General features: G+C 40.1%; 13 protein-coding genes and 1 rRNA gene. 7 read left to right on the top strand and 7 right to left on the bottom strand.

Going from position 1 to position 17,086, the window contains the following annotated elements; genetic code table 11:
• Positions 1–4: 4 nt before the first annotated feature.
• From BUF11_RS21410 to BUF11_RS21385, 6 genes are all read right to left on the bottom strand, one after another.
• The gene (locus BUF11_RS21410) at positions 5–2,362 is read right to left on the bottom strand and encodes an ABC transporter permease (RefSeq protein ID WP_073590926.1); all 2,358 of its coding nucleotides are present in this window, start codon (positions 2,360–2,362) and stop codon (positions 5–7) included.
• A 7-nt stretch (positions 2,363–2,369) separates the two neighbouring features.
• Positions 2,370–3,131 carry an ABC transporter ATP-binding protein gene (locus tag BUF11_RS21405; RefSeq protein ID WP_073590925.1) on the bottom strand — a complete coding sequence of 254 codons (762 nt, stop codon included), beginning with the start codon at positions 3,129–3,131 and terminating at the stop codon, positions 2,370–2,372.
• Between the two features lie 70 nt (positions 3,132–3,201).
• Positions 3,202–4,365, bottom strand: coding sequence for a HAMP domain-containing sensor histidine kinase (locus BUF11_RS21400; RefSeq protein ID WP_073590924.1), 1,164 nt, complete (start codon positions 4,363–4,365; stop codon positions 3,202–3,204).
• Positions 4,366–4,385: 20 nt separating this feature from the next.
• Positions 4,386–5,072 (bottom strand): response regulator transcription factor, encoded by a 687-nt coding sequence (locus BUF11_RS21395; RefSeq protein ID WP_073590923.1) that lies wholly within the window; start codon positions 5,070–5,072, stop codon positions 4,386–4,388.
• 48 nt (positions 5,073–5,120) lie between these two features.
• A complete protein-coding gene (locus BUF11_RS21390) occupies positions 5,121–5,924 on the bottom strand; it encodes a polysaccharide deacetylase family protein (protein ID WP_073590922.1) in 804 nt (267 codons plus the stop codon).
• A gap of 101 nt (positions 5,925–6,025) precedes the next feature.
• Entirely contained in the window at positions 6,026–7,342 is a 1,317-nt protein-coding gene (locus tag BUF11_RS21385; protein WP_073590921.1) for a YcxB family protein, read from the bottom strand.
• 429 nt (positions 7,343–7,771) lie between these two features.
• On the opposite strand from BUF11_RS21385, the gene BUF11_RS21380 reads away from it, so the two are divergent.
• Both BUF11_RS21380 and BUF11_RS21375 read left to right on the top strand, forming a co-directional pair.
• Positions 7,772–9,760 carry a methyl-accepting chemotaxis protein gene (locus BUF11_RS21380; protein WP_073590920.1) on the top strand — a complete coding sequence of 663 codons (1,989 nt, stop codon included), beginning with the start codon at positions 7,772–7,774 and terminating at the stop codon, positions 9,758–9,760.
• A 70-nt stretch (positions 9,761–9,830) separates the two neighbouring features.
• Entirely contained in the window at positions 9,831–10,943 is a 1,113-nt protein-coding gene (locus tag BUF11_RS21375; RefSeq protein WP_073590919.1) for a hypothetical protein, read from the top strand.
• A gap of 82 nt (positions 10,944–11,025) precedes the next feature.
• On the opposite strand, the gene yyaC is transcribed toward BUF11_RS21375, so the two are convergent.
• On the bottom strand, positions 11,026–11,598 hold the full coding sequence (yyaC, locus tag BUF11_RS21370; RefSeq protein WP_073590918.1) for a spore protease YyaC: 573 nt from the start codon (positions 11,596–11,598) through the stop codon (positions 11,026–11,028).
• A gap of 313 nt (positions 11,599–11,911) precedes the next feature.
• Between yyaC and BUF11_RS21365 the strand changes: the two genes are divergently transcribed.
• The 5 genes from BUF11_RS21365 to BUF11_RS21345 form a co-directional block, all read left to right on the top strand.
• Entirely contained in the window at positions 11,912–13,192 is a 1,281-nt protein-coding gene (locus BUF11_RS21365) for a LysM peptidoglycan-binding domain-containing protein (RefSeq protein WP_073590917.1), read from the top strand.
• A gap of 112 nt (positions 13,193–13,304) precedes the next feature.
• On the top strand, positions 13,305–14,477 hold the full coding sequence (locus BUF11_RS21360) for a DUF5711 family protein (protein ID WP_073590916.1): 1,173 nt from the start codon (positions 13,305–13,307) through the stop codon (positions 14,475–14,477).
• A complete protein-coding gene (locus BUF11_RS21355) occupies positions 14,474–15,199 on the top strand; it encodes a CvpA family protein (RefSeq protein WP_073590915.1) in 726 nt (241 codons plus the stop codon). Before BUF11_RS21360 ends, BUF11_RS21355 begins: the two co-directional genes overlap by 4 nt.
• Before the next feature lie 316 nt (positions 15,200–15,515).
• Entirely contained in the window at positions 15,516–16,478 is a 963-nt protein-coding gene (locus BUF11_RS21350; protein ID WP_073590914.1) for a bifunctional 4-hydroxy-2-oxoglutarate aldolase/2-dehydro-3-deoxy-phosphogluconate aldolase, read from the top strand.
• Between the two features lie 496 nt (positions 16,479–16,974).
• Positions 16,975–17,086 (top strand): 16S ribosomal RNA (locus BUF11_RS21345); the annotation flags it as partial.

The following is a 17,086-nucleotide window of genomic DNA, read 5'->3' as shown; positions in this document are numbered from 1 at the left end:
CGAACTATTCGGTTATAAGTTCTCTTATCTCCACCCTTTGCACCTTCTTTGAAGCAAGATAGGAAAAGAGGAAGAAGCAGGTACAAATTAAGGCTGTCGGTGCCAATATGGTAGAGATACGGAAGTCTGTAGTAAAGTTGGTTATACCTACTGTGCGAAGGAGCATACTTAGCATCCGGTTGTTAAACAGGAGGCACATTAAAGTACCGGCGGCACTTCCGAGGGCAGACAAAATGAGAAACCGTAGGGCAAATTGCAGGCGGAGACTTCTGGTGGTAAAGCCTAATGCCTTATAGATTCCGATATCTTTCTTTTCCTTTAAAAACATCTTACCGCACACCATATTCACTACAACAAGGATAAACAGGATGGAAACGGTATAAATAGTAATTGCTATTGTATTTAAGGCAAGTTGTATCATATCTCCGATACCGTCCTCGTCCTTGGAGACACTGGCTTTTAAGAGGGAGGGGAACTTTTCGTTCAGCATAGAAACCACGTCTCCTGCTTTCTCTTTTTCTGCGAGCTGAATATAGCCGTCAGTTAGCCGCTCTTCTGCCAGCTGCTCTTGCGCAGCAAGACTCATGGCAAAGCATTTTCCCAAATCCCGCATGGATTGGTACAGACCGCTTATAAGATATTCTCCCTTTTTTCCATGGTAGGATAGGATTACGGTATCACCGATGCTTTTTCCGATTTCATCTGAGAGTATCTCCGTAATAATAATTTCATTTTGATAAAGGGGAGCCCTTCCCTTTAGAATACTCTTAAACTGCTCCGGGTCGTCATATATCACGCAGTTATATTCTTCCCCGTTTATTGCTATATATTTGTAATTAGCATACAAGGAGCCCTTGACAGGAGAAATCTTTTCAATCTCTTTTTCAATTTCCTTGGCCTTATCCATCTGAAAGCTGTCATTTAAGGCAAGGGCTACATCATGTACGACTCCTCCAAAGCTTTCCTGAACAGACTCCGGTAACATGCAGTTGGCAAGGACCGTCATGGATATCATAAAATAGGCAAGGATAGAAACAATGGCAATGGTTCCGGCATATTGTCTTTTATTGGAGGTGAACTGCCTTAAGGCAAGGCTAAGGGACAATGCCCGTTTTCCGATAGGGGCCTTTAATCTGCTGTCAAAGTAGATACTTGCAAGACCGCCTGAAATTGCCCTTACCGGTGATATCTTGCCGATTCGTGTGGTTTTTACCAGAAGGAAAAGGCTTTCAATTAAGAGTATCCCTGCCAGTAGAAGCAGGCATTTTACAAGGGAAAGCTCCGTAGTTGCAAGAATGCCGGTAATGGGTTGAAAGATTCCTCCAAGCAGCCTGACAAAAGGGATGGAAACAAAGATGCCTAATACAGCGCCCAGGCCCTCTGCCAGCAGATATTGGAGAAAGAACAAAAGCCGCAGCTTTTTGCTGGTAAATCCCTGGGATTTTAAAACACCCAGATTGACATAGTCCATTTCTATACCGGTGCTTATACTGTGCCCCATAACGATTAATACGATAAAGAACAGAAGGAGGATGAAGACATAGAGTATTCCGCCTCCGATATTGTTAAAAATCAAAGTATATCCGATAGCATCCTCTTTTGACAGAGTCGTGCCATAGTCAGAGATACCGCTGCTTTTGCTTAATTCCCGTTTAAATTCGCCTGGGGATAAAGTACTCCCGGTTTTTTGATAAATATGCAGCATATGACTGCTTGTAAGCTTTTGCTCGATAACGGATACATCATCTGCTTTCCCGGCAAGCACCTTATTATAGTCATCCGTTGAGATATAGACCTGCTTTACTCCAAGAAAATATCCGCCTGTGAAAGGCTCTTCAATAAATCCTTTAATGCGAAAGGGTACATCCCCATGATTCGTTTTTATTGTGAAGGTATTTCCAATCTTACAGTTGTATAATTGCTGAAAGCTGAAGGGTACATATATTTCACCTTTACCGGGAGCTTCTATCGTTGTAACAAATCCGGTTCCTTTTTTATTAAAAAGAAAAAATTGCCGTTCCTTCTCGTTAAAGGCAATAAATGTTGTACGGTTGGTCACTTCCTTTCCGTTTGTAACTGCACTAAAGGAAGTAAGGTTTTTAACATCCCGCATCCGTCCTACGGTAGGATCTGTTTTTATCTTATTAAGCAGTTCATCTGTGGCATATTTCTCGTCAATCATCAGCACAAGGTCACCGGTATCAACAGATTTTTGAGCATCCCTTAAATTTCTGCCGAAATTATCATTGGCACTTATTACGGCTGTGAGAGCCGCAGTCACAATCAGCATCAGAACTGCGACACTGATTAAGGCACCCTTTTTGTATTTGATATTTGCTTTTAATAAGGTTAAGATATCCATAGTCCACCTACCATTCCATGGAGGAAAGCCATGCATCTACCTGCGTTTCACGGCTCTTCTCCTCCAGCGGCTGATAGGGAGGAAGAGTAAGCTCTCCGGTAATCTTGCCATCTTCCAGATACAATAGCCTGGTAGCCCTAAGTGCCGCTTTCATATCATGAGTTACCATAAGAATACTTTGACCTTCTTTGTTAAGCTCTGTCAAAAGATTTAAGACCTCAATGGTATTTTTTCGGTTCAGCGCTCCGGTGGGTTCGTCTGCAAAAAGAAGGTCAGGGCGGTTCACAACGGCTCTGGCAATAGCAGCCCGCTGCTGTTCTCCTCCGGAGACCTGGGAGGGAAGTCGTTTTGACATAGGGGTAAGGCCCATTTTCTCGAGAAGTTCTTTCACTCTCTTACCCACCTCTGCGCCCGGTATGTTTTTATTAAGATAGCCGGTTACCGCAACGTTTTCAAATAGGCTTAAGTTGCTGACCAGATGCATCTGCTGGAAGACAAAGCCGAAATCCCCCTGCCGTAACTTAGCAAGCTTATCCTCCTTAAATTCTGTTATCGTATTTCCCTGATAGATTACTTTTCCTGCCGTAGCAGAGTCCATGCCGCTCATGGTATACAAAAGAGTTGACTTTCCGGAGCCGGAAGCACCCATGACTACGGTAAAATCCCCTTTGTAAATATCCAGGTCAATGTGGTTTAATATGTGGTTTTGTCCGCCGTTATGGGCATAACTTTTGCATAGGCCCCTGGCAGACAGAATAATGTCCTTCATATCCTCAAATCCTTTCTTTTCGTTATGAAAGTATTTTATCAGATGAGATATTAAGAAATCCTTAAAGGATTTAAGAGATAAGAGGGAGGTTTACAGTCACTTCTAATCCGTCTGTATGATTTATTAACCGAACCTCGCCTTTCATCTGCTCCGCAACATAGCGGACGATATAAAGTCCAAGTCCGGAACCCTGTTCCTTTCCGCAATTCTTTCCGCGGTAGAATTTATCAAAAAGGAAGGGCATATCCTCACTGGCAGCTCCCTGCCCGTAATCCCGGAAGCTGATAGTAACAGACCTGTCTTCGTTTTTTATCGAAACCTCTATTTTGGTTTTTGCATATTTTCTGGCATTATTAATCAGATTCTCAACGAGCTGCTGGAATCTGTTTTTATCAATATCCACATATAGGCAGGCATAAGGCTTTTGAAAGGCTACATCCCCCTGTCCGGCATTTATTTCCTCAAGGATAGGGGACAAATAGCCGCACAGTTCCACTTTCTCTGTAACGACCTTAAGCTTGTCAAGATCAGAGATGGAATGAAGGAAAAGGTCATTGGTGAGCTTGGTAACGTCATCACATTTTTTCATAATTACACTTAAATACCGGACGCGTTTCTCAGCAGTAGTATCCATATTAGCTTCCAGACCTTCAGCATATGCGCGGATAGATGCAATGGGAGTCTTAATATCATGGGAAAGGGTTGCAATAACAGTCTTGTTGTTATCAATGGCCTCCTGCTCGCATGCGCGGGCTCTGGTAATCTCTCTGCGCATATGGTCAAAAGCCCAGGTAAAGGCACCAAAGTAGTTCGAACGCTCATAATTAAGGGATACATCAAAGTCGCCTTTGGAAATACTCTGGGCGTAACCTTTTAATTTATCAAAGGGACGAAGGATGGAGAAGTAAATATAAAGAAATATCAGAAACAGGTATATAACAGCAATCGTTCCGATAAATAGAATTGCAGGATAAAGCCGGGCATTACCCGGATGTTCCTCTTCGCGGAGGGAAGTATTAAGAGCAGCTATTTTTTCTTTTAGAAGTTCTTTGGAAGAAGTATCCTTACCGGAGGCGGCCTTTTGTGCCATCTGTGAGATTTCATTCAATGCAACAATATGTTCTGCTTTTCTCTCTGCCGCGTTCTCTGGCTTTACTGAATATGCCAACAGCAGGGAGAGGATGAGTATAACCCCTGCAAAGCAGGCAGTGGCTGCAAATAGTCTTGTTTTCATTGTAAATAACCTCGCTCCTTTCAGAGTGTTTGAAGCATATAACCGATACCCCAGACGGTTTTGATGAACAGGGGATTTTTGGGGTCATCTTCCAGCTTCTCTCTAAGCCACCTGATATGGACAGTTAAGGTTGAGGGCTCTACTTCTGTAAAGGCGCCCCAAACCCCTGACAGCAGACGTTCCTTGGATACTGCGGCGTTTTTATTCTCCAAAAGAAAGGCAAGAAGATCAAACTCTTTTAAAGAAAGGGATATAACTTCGTCATTTTTCTTTACCTGTCTGGAAGCAGTGTGAACTTCAATATTTCCAAAGCGTATGATTTCTTCCTCTTCTTTGTAGTCATAAGTACGCCGGATGAGTGCATTTACCCGGACTAAAAGCTCTTTTAAGGAGTAGGGTTTTGGAAGATAATCATCTCCTCCAATGTCAAAGCCGGTAATACGGTCATTTTCGTTGGTTCTGGCACTGGCAAAGAGAACCGGAACTTTTGACACTTTTCGAAGTTCTCTGCAAATCTCAAAACCGGACATACCCGGCAGGTTTATATCCATAAGAATTACGTGATAAGTATGGTCTGTAAGCAGGGAAAAGGCAGTATCACTGTCGTTGGCGCAAGTAACGCTATATCCGTAATTTTCGAGCATATCGCAGATAATATAGGACAGATCCGTATCATCGTCAATAACAAGAATTTGTTTTCCTGGCATCCTTCTTCATCCTTTGGTTTGTTATTTATGAAGCTTAGAAGCATGAACTTATTTTTTCTTAGCAGGGGCAGCGGAGGGAATATCTGTAACGAGCCCGAAGTGATAACCGGCATCCTCAAGCTGTGTCAGCATGGCATCCAGACTTTTGGCTACGGCAGGAGATACACCGTGAAGCAGTACGATAGCCCCTTTATGGTGCTGCCCTTTAAACAGCCCCAAGGCAGCATCCTTGGTTGGCTGATTTGAAAGGTTCCAATCATTTGGTAAGGCAATACTCCAGAAAAAGGTTTTATATCCCAGCTTTTGCGTCCAGGCAAGGGATTTCTCACTGTAACCTCCTGAAGGGGGACGAAGGATTTTTGCCATCTTTTCTCCTGTAACCTTTTCATAGGTGTCCTCCACCCCCTTTAACTCACTTTTCAGTTTGCTTTGAGACAGCTTATAGAAGGAAATATGGTTAACCGTATGGTTTCCCACAACATGTCCTTCTTCCAGCATGCGCTTTAGACCGTCCGGGTTTTGGTCAATGAAGGCTTTACAAACAAAAAAAGCGGCTTTTATATCATGTTCCTTTAATATGTCAAGAATATCGTCCGTGTATCCGTTTTCATATCCAAGGTCAAAGGTCAGGTAAATTACTTTCTCTTTGGTATCATCAACATAGTAAGCGTTATATTTTTTCAGCATATCCTTAATGTTTCCTGAAACAACAGGAGTTTTATGGTTCTGGCTTTTGGTGTAGTACCAGTCCCTGGCTGTTGTGCTAAGAGCGGCATAAGTCTTGAAGGGATAAGCTGTTAACAGTAATATAACAGCTAATAGCAGAGATAATAATTTACTGATGACCTTCATATTGATCCCCCATGCATATCGCAAGTTTACTTGCGATACTGCCTAAATAAGAAATTTGAAAAATGTATTATATTTTTCAAACTAATCTCCCAAGGAATATTTTAATTTGCTTTCGCTGATTTAAGAGCGGCGTTCATAAATTGCAGAAAAGCGTCTGCATCTTTATCAAAGCCATCCTTCTTCAGGTAAAAGGCCTTTTCAGGTCCAAGGTAAATATAGATAAAGTCCTTATGCTGTCTAATGTCAGTAATCTGCAAGTAAGGATAAGTGGAGATATACTGTATACCGGATGCAGTAAAATAATCCTCATAAAAAGTAAATGAAGCTTCCGTTCCTTTGCTCTTATCATAGGACTTTATCATACGGTCAACTAATTTCTCCGTACTGATTCCCTGATAATATACAAAAATAAAGATCAGGATGATTGCAACGATACAGCCTAAAAACCCGACTTTTGATTGGGATATGAGTACCAGAACAACAAGGAAGAGCACCGCCATGATAATCCAGGTAACAATTCGTTTGAGAAACCGGTTGTAATAGCAAAAGTCTTTAATAATCTGATCAGTATACTTCGTGTGGTTTGTGAACCGAATTTCTTCTTTAATGTTTTGCTCTTCCCTTTGCTTTTTAGAAGCATAAAAGCCGGTGAGAGCTTTTGCCTTAATATCCTTTTGTACTTTTTGCTTTTTATTTTTCTTTTTGCGGGCGATTATCCATACTACAATCACGATAATGATTGCCGCAAATTCAATCAAAGAACGGATAACCTCATTTCTAACTTGTCTTTCTACCTCAGCCTTGTCCAGAAATGTGGTAAAATGTGTGCCATCAACCAGCTCCTTAATGAAAGTTTCGTCGATGGGAACTGATTTTGTGCTTTGGTAGATATCAAAGGAAAAGGTATAGCCGTTTACGATTGTCCCATAAATCAATTCGGTCATTTTCCCGGTATCTTTTGTCATTTCAATGCTATAGCGGAAAAAAATGGCTTCCGTTTGAGGATATTCCTCAATGGCAGTCTTGGTGTTCTCTTCCTTTGTAGCTACGAGGCTGTTAAAGAAGTCTTTCTTTTCTTTCTCGGAGAGCAAAGAAAGATTGAATATATCGCTTGTCTGACTGGATTGTTTTTGAAGAAGTCTGACCAGAGATTTTGTGTTGGGGTCATAGAAAATAGCTTTTGCACCCATTTTTTTCATGCTTTGTTTTTCACTTTTGACATTTGCAATGCCTGCCGTTGCCCAGTGCTCGTCCGAATCAGGGGTATTCTTTGTTAATACGATGGTATCGTCTGGAAGAGTTAACTCCATATAACTATCAGAGAACTCCTGTACCTTTGCTTTAGCAAAGGAGGAAGGGCTTACAGCCAAAGCAAAAACAATTGCTATAAGAAGACCGCTTAGTATCTTATTTTTCATAAATTCTATCTCCTTGTGAAGAAATCTGTATCAATATCTTACCACGATTCCAGGTAAAGTTCTACGGCTTTTACCAATATATTAATAAACTTTATACGGTAATAAAGGTCTTATAAAACGGGGGAAGCCGCCCTTTACTGTCTGAGGGGATTAACAGCAAGCGGCGGCTTTATGAAAAAGCATTATCTATATAAACAAGGGAGAGGGATTCCCTTGATTTCTACTTCATAGTATAAAGGATAAATGTGTCTTAAGTTTGGAGAAAGTATTAAAAATGAGTGAAGAATACTTAAGAGATTAGAACAATTCTTAATAAAATCAAAAAAATAAAGAAGTAATTTATAACCAAAAAGAAGAAAAATGATGTTTTTTGACGAAAAAAGTGATATACTAGAATTTACCAAATAAAATAAAAAGAGGTGTAAATACATGAAAAGTATTAAGACAAAGCTATTGGTAAGCTATCTTGCTATATTGATATTGATGGCAGGAAGTTTGACTTTGACTTCAATTTTAACTGCCAGGACAAATTTGAAAGATCAGGCTGATCAGGAAATAAAAGCACTGGTCACAGATGATGCCAAGCTTATTGAGAGCAGAGTGGAGAATGAGAAGCTGATAGTTCAGGCAATTGCTGAACAGCCGGACATACAAAGCATGTCATTTGAGTTACAAAAGCCTGTTTTACAAAAATATCTGAAAAAAACCGGCCTTCTGGGACTGGGAATTGTTGATAAGGATGGAAAGACGCAGTATACAGATGATTCACAGGCAGATCTTGCAGACAGGGATTACATAAAGGCCGCATTGACAGGAAAGACAGTTATATCGGATGTGTTAATCAGTAAGGTAACCAATGAGCCGGTTCTTATGATAGCTGCCCCCATATATAAGGAGGATACTTTGATTGGGCTCGTATTGGCAAGAAGTGATGCCAATAAGTTAAGCGATACTATCAATGATATGGGCTATGGAAAGAATGGTTACGGATATATTATAAACGGAGAAGGAACAGTAATAGCATATCCGGATAAAACAATGGTTACAAGCATGTTCAATCCAATAAAGACGTCCGGGGAAGATAAGAGCCTGACCTCGATAGCCGGTTTTTTCACAAAGGTTTTAAAGGAAAAACAGGGAATACATGAATATAACTTTAAAGGAAAAACACTTTATTCAGGCTTTACACCGGTTCCTAATACGGATTGGTATTATGTGGTGACAGCAGATAAGAATGAGGTATTTTCCAGAATTTACAGTCTTATAACAGTAATTGCAGTAGTCTTTGCAGTTGCCTTGCTTATAGGCATAGCGGTTACGGTAACATTAGGAAACAGCATTGCCAACCCTATTGCAAAAACTGTCAGGCAGGCAGAAAAAATTGCAAGACTTGATGTTTCCGACAATATAAATGAAAAATATCTTAAGCGAAAAGACGAAATCGGTACCCTTGCGGCAGCGCTTCAGAATATAACAAACAGCTTCAGGGGAATCATAGCAGAACTGCAGAATGCTTCGGGGCAATTAACGGATACAGCAGGCAGAATGGCCCAGATGTCCGAAGAATCCGCAGCGGCTTCGGAAGAAATATCAACTACAATAGGAGAACTTGCGAGGGCAGCTACCAGCCATGCGGAACATACGCAGGAAGGAAGCATGAGAACGCAGGAACTGGGTGAAACAATTGAAAAGAATCAGAGCAGCTTTAAGATATTAAGTAAGGCAACTAAAAAAGTCGTAACTCTATTGGATGATGGGAATAAAACAATACAGGTTCTTCGGGACAGGACAGTAGAGAATAATGCCGCCGCCGAGGAAATCAAGGAAGTTATAGTGAAGGCTGATAAGAGCGCTGAAATGATCGGACAGGCCAGCGAAGTTATCACACAAATTGCAGAACAGACCAATCTTCTTGCGCTCAACGCAGCAATTGAAGCGGCAAGAGCAGGAGAAGCCGGAAAAGGCTTTGCAGTCGTAGCAGAGGAAATCAGAAAGCTGGCAGAGCAGTCTTCTTCTTCAACCGGCGAAATTGATAAGATAGTTGATGAGCTGCAAAAGAACACCAAAGGAGCAGTACTGACAATAGAAAAGATGGGAGTGGCAATAAAAGAACAGACAGAAAGTGTCGATAACAACGAAAAGAGCTTTGAGGGAATTGCAAAAGCTATTTTAAAGGCAGATGATGCGGTGGAAGAGCTTAATGAGAGCGGAGAAGAAATGGAACAGGTTAAGATGGGAATTATCGAAACGATGGAAAACCTTTCAGCCATCGCAGAGGAAGATTCCGCATCTACCCAGGAACTTTCCGCTTCGGTGGAGGAGCAGACGGCATCTTTGGAGGAAATTGCAGATTCCAGCAGGATAATGGATGAACTGGCCACAAAACTGGAGGTAATAGTAGGTCGATTTAAGTTATAAAGGATTGACCTTTGTAGGGTAATCGGGTAAAATCAAAAATAAGTGAAACCATACAAAGGGAGGGAAAGCGATGCAGGGCAATATATTATCCGGCGGAATTAAAGAGCTGGAAGCAGTCAGACAAAAATTAACTGATTTGACCTCTTGCCAGAACCAGAATGACAGCCTTGAGGTACAGGAAGGCAGACTGGAAAAAAGCATCAAGGGGAAGGAAAAAGATATTGCGGATGAGATAGGAACAGCTCTTAGACAGCGGAAAGAAGAAATTGAGAAGAGTTATGATGCACAGCTTGACCTTACCAGACAGCAGATAAAAAAAATCAAAAACCGGAAGATGAAATCGAAAACCGAAAAGGTCAATGAAAGAATTGAAAATGAAACAGCAGGTGCCAGAGAAGAATACCGGCTGTTAAATCTTGAAATCAAGGATTTATATAAGACTAATCATATACCCCGTATATTCCATAACCGTTTATTTTATGCAATATTCTTTCCGGGGAAGCCTGTAGATTTTCTGATAAGCATATTGGTGGTAATCGTGCTGCTTTTAGTGCTTCCTTATTTGATTTATACAAGGATTCTGCCGCAGGAAAAGCTGATATTCCTCTTTTTAATGTATGCCCTTATTGTAATTGTATTCGGGGGGATATATCTGATGATTGAAAGTAATATAAAGAACAGGCATCAGGGAGTATTTGTACAGATTCAAAAGATAAGACGGCAGATGGTACTGACCCGCAAAACCGTAAAAAATATCCGAAAAGCTATCTTAAAGGATCGGGATGAGAGTATCTATGACTTAGAGGACTTTGATAGAGAACTTGAAGAACTTGAGCAGGAGCTTGCCGGGATAAATGCCGGGAAAAAGGAAGCCTTAAGTACCTTTGAGAATTCTACCCGTAATGTAATCAGAGAAGAGATAAACCAGCAGCATCAGGAAGAACTGTTAAAGCTTAAAAAGGAGTATGCAAAAGTCTATAGTGATATCAAAGAAGTACAGGATACTATTAAGAACCTTTCTCTTGAAATAGCCTCTGAATACGAAGCATACATCGGAAAAGAGCTTTTGACAAAAGAAAAATTGGACATGCTCATACAGCTTATGCGTGATAAGAGCATAGCCACCATATCAGAAGCAATAGCTGCCTATAAAACAGAGCAGACAGAAAATACAGCATCCTGATTTAACTTAATATCAAAATAAAAAATAAGTGCAGTATAATTATAAAGATATTTCTTCTTTGTATTATACTGCACTTATTTTTTTAATTTCTTGAAAGCTGATAAAAACAGTAATTGATACCGGAGCAGATATAGTCAGCCAGCATCATAACAACATTAAGCCTTGTTGTTTGCAGCAGCATATGGTCAAGCATACCGGAAAAATTAACGATACCGGTTATAAAAATGTCACCGACAGGAGGAAGCTCTTTGTCAACACCGGCACCGGGAAGCAGAGGACCTTCCCCAAGAGTAATGTAGCCGATATGGCTGGATTTTCCCAAAGAGGCATCTACCGCAATTACAAAAGCATTCGGATGATGAATCCGGATATGATCCATGGTATCGCTTAAATTCTTTGCATGCACAGGCTGTTCCAAAGTTCCATACAATGTCATGTCATATTGCTTCATTTTTGACAGCTTGTAGCCTACGATCGGCCCCAGACAGTCACCGGTTGCCCGGTCGGAACCTATACAAAGAAAAACCAGGGGGCGGTTTTGGTTGGGTTTACCCTGTATCATGCTCTGCAGCCGGCTGCTGAATTCATAAACCGAATATCGTTCTTTGGTGTTAAAATAATATAATTTCCGCTCTATATCTAATTCTTTGTTCATCCGAACCTCCTATTGTCACTTGCACAATATACCTTATTCTTGCTTAACAAAAGTATTACCGTAAAAATAGTATTTAGTCAGGAATTAGAAATAATTAACAGACCAATTTTCAACAAGCCCCTTGCAAAAGCTGCAAATATGTGTAAAGTTTGGGTGGACAATCGGATAAGAGATAAAAAATCATAGAAATAAAACTAATAAAAAAGGTAATATTTATAAATTACCGGGTGTGTTTTGACATAATTATTAATTCTCCTGTGCTACCATAAAAAGTAAAAAAATAAAGAATAGCCAATGTCAGGAGGATTGAATAATGGAAAATACATACCAAAAAGGACAGTCAAACGGCAGCGCCGTAAACATAAAGATGCCCAAGAATATAAGACAGGTAGGAAGTGTTTTATATCATGGGAGGGTTATTTATGTAGAAGACTATGTGATGACTTTCGTGAAGCAATTGGCGGATATTGATCCGGGAGAGTTAAGAGTTGCTGTATTTTTGGGGTATAGTGTAAAAACAGAAGAAGCGAAAAATATCTTCATCAAGGGTGCAGTAGAAATGAGGAATGTTGATTTCGGCACCAGTATGACATTGACAGATGATGGGTGGACAAGTGTTTACGAAAATATAAAGAAATATTTTACGGATGTGGAGATCGTAGGCTGGGCACTCATTGGGCCGGGGTTTTATCTGGAAAGCAATGATAAGATAAGAAAAATACATAGCGATAACTTTTCGGGGAGCGATAAAGCCCTGCTTAAAATGGACAGCATGGAAAGAGAAGAGGCTTTCTATTTTTGTGAAAACAGCCAGCTCATAAAGCAGCCGGGATATTACCTGTATTATGAAAAAAATGAAGAAATGCAAAACTACATGGTAGAGTACAAAGAAGAAAAGATAGTAAGGGAAGAAGCTGTTTACAATGACCAGACGACAAAAAGAATCAGAAGTGTTATCCAGGATAAAAAAGAAGTAAAAGATGACAGGAGCGTTGTCAGGCTCTTATATGCCGCCAGTTCCCTTCTTGCCATAATAGTCCTTGTGATAGCAGCCACAATGCTTGACAGTTACGATAAAATGAAGAAGATGGAGTCGGCCCTAAGTACGATCTCACAAAATCTTAATGTGGCAGGAGACAATAAAGATCAGGATGTGGCATCGGATGGTACCACGGATAAGAGCGGCAAAAATCCGGTCAATCAGGCAGATGCAAATAAGGAAGATGATGTTAAAGAGGCAGAGAATGGAACAGGGGGAGACTCACAGGCTGTACCGGTAGATAAGGTAGAGGGAAACGTGACACCGGAGCCGCAGACTACAAAGCAGGCAGAGGCAGAAGTGAGCGAGGAACCGACGAAAGCGGCAGAAAGTACGCCGGAGCCAACAAAAGCAGCAGAAACACCTAAAGATACGAAGGACACAAAACCTGCTTCTGCAACAGTAAAATATTATACCGTCAAAGCGGGAGATTCTCTGGCAAGTATCAGTTACAAATTATACAAGACATATACCTATATGGACGAAATAAAAAAATTAAATAAGATAGAAGATGAAAACAAAATCCTGGTCGGTCAAAAGCTTAGAGTGCCGTAGAGTTATTAGTCCTATTCCTGTCCTCAGTAGAAAAAAATAGATGTCATTCTTCAAAAAATAAGTTATAATACAAACAAAAGCAAGAAAGCGGCATGGGGAAAGGTACAAGGGCATGGCAGTTATATTGGAAAAACCGGAACTTAGAGTTTATGAGATCAGAAAACAGCAGCACCGCAAAATGGTGATTATTTTACTGTTACTTTCTCTGCTGATTACAGCCATATTAATTGGCGGAATATTCTATATAATAAGCAATAAAAAATATACAGGCTATGAGGTTCTTAATTCTACTTCAAAAAGCGATACGGGGTCAGCAAAATACTATTCCTATGGCGGAGGATATATTCGTGTAAGCAGGGATGGAATAATGGCGGTGGATGAAAGCGGACACCAGGTGTGGAATGACACCTATCAGATGAAAGATCCCCAAATAGCAATTAAGGGTGAGTATGCATGTGTCAGTGACAGAGGCAGTAAGCTCTTACAAATATACGGTCCCAAGGGGGCAGAATCCTCTCTGCAGACAGAATATCCGATAATAAAAAGTGTTATTGCGTCCCAGGGGGCAACGGCCGTATTGCTTAGCGGAAAAAATGAAGATTATATAAGGTATTATTCCAAAGAAGGTAAGCGCCTGGCCGAGAGGAGAACTTTAGAAAAGGATGATGGTTTTCCCATGGATTTTAGCATATCGTCGGATGGAACGAAATTAGTTACAAGCTATGTGTATTTTAACAAAGGGAAACTGTCCAACAAAATCACATTTTTTAATCTGGGAAGATTAGGGAAAAATTATACGGATAACATCGTTGGTGCCTATGATTTTGGACAAACTTTGGTTCCAGATGTGGAGTTTATTAATAATAACACGGTTTGTGCTTTCGGAGATGACAAATACAGCATATATTCTATGGAAAAAACGCCGGAACCGGTATTTGAAGATACTTTTAAGGACAAGGTGAAGACAGTTTTCTATAGTGAGAATTACATAGGCTTTGTGTTGAAAAATGAAGAAGCCGGCAACAATAACCAGGTTGTAGTGTATGATTTAAATGGGAAAGTTAAATTCAGGGAAAATACTGATTTTGACTATAGCAGTATCCGCTTAAACGGTAAAGAAATAGTACTGGCATCCAGTCGTGACTGGCTGATATATAAGATGAATGGAAAAGTAAAGATGAGCTGCCATTTTGATAAAGAAATTGCAGACATATTACCGGAGTCAGGAAGAAACGGATACATAATGGTGAATGAACAAACAATTGATGAGGTGAAACTAAAATGACAGTGATTACAGCGGGAGGATCTGCAAACTGGCTATTAATTGTAGTAGCAGCTATTTTGATTGGATTTACGGTAAATGGAAGGCGGATAGGCTTTATTCGCACAGTCTTTACCCTTTTTTCTACCGTTATTGCGATTATGCTCACAGTATGGGTTAGTCCTGTCATAAACAAAGAAGTGCAGCAAAATGAAAAGGTTATGAACTATGTTGAGAAAAAGATTTCTCAAATCATAGATTTTAAAGATACAGGGAATAAGGTGACGGATCAGGTAAGCTTTATCAATAAACTTCCCATGCCCAAGGCTATGAGAGAATCCTTAATTGAGAATAACAACAAAGAAGTATATAAGACAATGTCGGTGAAGAATTTTAAAGAATACGTCAGCGAATCGGTCAGCAGAATGATAATCAATTCGGGGGTATTTATTTGTGTTTTTCTTATAATCAGCATAGCACTCGGTATAATCTGTATAGCCCTTAATATAATAAGTAAGCTTCCGGTAATCAACGGTCTCAATAAAACAGCCGGCCTGCTGGCAGGACTTATTCAGGGAATCGTGGTAGTATGGATAGGATTTCTTATCCTTACGGCATTTGCGGGGACAAAGGTTGGGCAGAGCGCCTTTGAATTAATAAATAACAATACCTTCTTAAGTGTGCTGTATAATAATAATATGCTTCTTAAGTTTGTTATGAATTTGGGACAGATACTGCTGGCATAAGAAAAAGCAGTCATTTGAAAGAGAACGGCAAACATATAAAGGATTGGAAAAGTCCATTATGTGTTTGCCGTAATTAATATATATCTGTACAGCAGCTTTCCATAAGAAAAAGAAAGTACAAAAAAACAAGAAATTGTTCAGCATCGTAGGAGAAATAAAACAGGGAGTAGGTTACAATATCCTTATGATGCGGACAGGTTGAAAAATAAATTTTTCAACTACGTATTCAGGAATATCAAATCAGAGATTTGATATTCCTGAAAGAGGATAAAATGTAAGAAAATAAAAAACTCATAGAGAAAGGACAATGTAAAAGATGCAAGAAATACTTGAGCAAATCCAAAAGCTTGGAATTGTACCTGTAGTAAAGATAGAATCCTTGGAGGATGCCAGACCGCTGGCAGCGGCATTAATCGAAGGCGGGCTTCCCTGTGCAGAGGTGACCTTTCGAACAGAGGAAGCAGAGGAAGCAATACATATTATTGCCTCTGAATTCCCTGACATGCTAATAGGGGCAGGGACAGTATTAACGATTGACCAGGTAGACAGAGCGGTAAATGCCGGTGCCAGATTTATCGTAAGCCCCGGACTAAACCCCAAGGTAGTAAGGTACTGTGTGGAAAAAGGAATACCTGTAGTACCGGGCTGCGCTAATCCAAGTGATATTGAGCAGGCCATAGAATTAGGGTTAAAGGTTGTAAAGTTCTTCCCGGCAGAGGCAGCAGGCGGATTGAACATGATAAAAGCCATGTCAGCACCCTATGGCAGCATAAAATTCATGCCCACTGGAGGTATAACGGAAAAGAACCTGTTATCCTATTTGGATTTCTCCCAAATTATCGCTTGCGGGGGAAGCTGGATGGTAAAGGAAGAACTGATTCACAATGGAGAATTTGATAAGATAAAAGAGCTTACAAGGGAAGCAGTAATGAAGATGCTGGGCTTTGAGTTACGCCATATTGGTATAAATGCCAAGGATGAGACAGAGGCTGATTCTATAGCAACTTCCTTTGAGAAACTTTTTGGCTTTGCTAAAAATGCGGGAGACGCTTCGATTTTTGCCGGCCTTGGAATCGAAGTCATGAAAACACCTTACCTTGGAAATCATGGGCATATCGCAATTGCGACCAATTATCTTGAAAGGGCAATCTATCATCTCGAAAGCTGTGGTTTTTGTTTTGATGAGGCAACAGCGAAATATGATAAGATGGATAGAAGAACAGCCATATACCTTAAGGATGAGATAGGAGGCTTTGCCGTACATCTTCTGCAGAAGTAAAAAGCGAAGGACAGCTTATGATTTTTACGTATTTGCAGGGAAAGCGGGCAATAATGATAACAAGGTTTAATCAAAAAGGCAGCTAAAAAGCCAGTTAAAAGTACAGAAACGAAAGAGTATTAATAAGTATCATAAAAAATAGAAATTCTAGAAAAAAGTGTTGACACTGGTTAATAATAGTGCTATAATACATTTTGCTGACGCGCTAAAGGACATAAAAATGAGGCATAATTGATAGCGCTGATGCATAAGAACCTTGATAACTGAACAGTGAAACAACCCTGAAATTTTCTTTAAAATTTCATTCAAAATAGAAAGCTTCGGCTTTAAATTTTGAAAAAGAACAGTATCAGAAATGATACGACCTAAAAAAACAGTAAAGTAGTGTGTGATTTGCATCACAGACTAACGGAAATTAACGATTGTTTAAAGCTTGGTTTATGTTATAAACCAAAGCTTCTAAATAGCCAATGTTAATTCTGAAATGATTAAACTTTAATTTGAGAGTTTGATCCTGGCTCAGGATGAACGCTGGCGGCGTGCTTAACACATGCAAGTCGAACGGAGTTAAAAGTAGAAGTTTTCGGATGGAAGCTTTTAACTTAGTG

The organism is Anaerocolumna xylanovorans DSM 12503 (assembly GCF_900143645.1).
GTDB lineage: Bacteria > Bacillota > Clostridia > Lachnospirales > Lachnospiraceae > Anaerocolumna > Anaerocolumna xylanovorans.
Note: the sequence above shows the minus strand (reverse complement) of the source record. Positions and strands in the feature narration are given on the sequence as shown.

Excerpts from the sequence above, each read along its gene's own strand:
- BUF11_RS21360 (WP_073590916.1), top strand. The coding sequence starts at position 13,305 with ATGGCAGTTATATTGGAAAAACCGGAACTTAGAGTTTATGAGATCAGA.
- BUF11_RS21365 (WP_073590917.1), top strand. The coding sequence starts at position 11,912 with ATGGAAAATACATACCAAAAAGGACAGTCAAACGGCAGCGCCGTAAAC.
- BUF11_RS21410 (WP_073590926.1), bottom strand. The coding sequence starts at position 2,362 with ATGGATATCTTAACCTTATTAAAAGCAAATATCAAATACAAAAAGGGT.
- yyaC (WP_073590918.1), bottom strand. The coding sequence starts at position 11,598 with ATGAACAAAGAATTAGATATAGAGCGGAAATTATATTATTTTAACACC.
- BUF11_RS21400 (WP_073590924.1), bottom strand. The coding sequence starts at position 4,365 with ATGAAAACAAGACTATTTGCAGCCACTGCCTGCTTTGCAGGGGTTATA.
- BUF11_RS21380 (WP_073590920.1), top strand. The coding sequence starts at position 7,772 with ATGAAAAGTATTAAGACAAAGCTATTGGTAAGCTATCTTGCTATATTG.
- BUF11_RS21355 (WP_073590915.1), top strand. The coding sequence starts at position 14,474 with ATGACAGTGATTACAGCGGGAGGATCTGCAAACTGGCTATTAATTGTA.
- BUF11_RS21385 (WP_073590921.1), bottom strand. The coding sequence starts at position 7,342 with ATGAAAAATAAGATACTAAGCGGTCTTCTTATAGCAATTGTTTTTGCT.
- BUF11_RS21395 (WP_073590923.1), bottom strand. The coding sequence starts at position 5,072 with ATGCCAGGAAAACAAATTCTTGTTATTGACGATGATACGGATCTGTCC.
- BUF11_RS21405 (WP_073590925.1), bottom strand. The coding sequence starts at position 3,131 with ATGAAGGACATTATTCTGTCTGCCAGGGGCCTATGCAAAAGTTATGCC.
- BUF11_RS21375 (WP_073590919.1), top strand. The coding sequence starts at position 9,831 with ATGCAGGGCAATATATTATCCGGCGGAATTAAAGAGCTGGAAGCAGTC.
- BUF11_RS21390 (WP_073590922.1), bottom strand. The coding sequence starts at position 5,924 with ATGAAGGTCATCAGTAAATTATTATCTCTGCTATTAGCTGTTATATTA.
- BUF11_RS21350 (WP_073590914.1), top strand. The coding sequence starts at position 15,516 with ATGCAAGAAATACTTGAGCAAATCCAAAAGCTTGGAATTGTACCTGTA.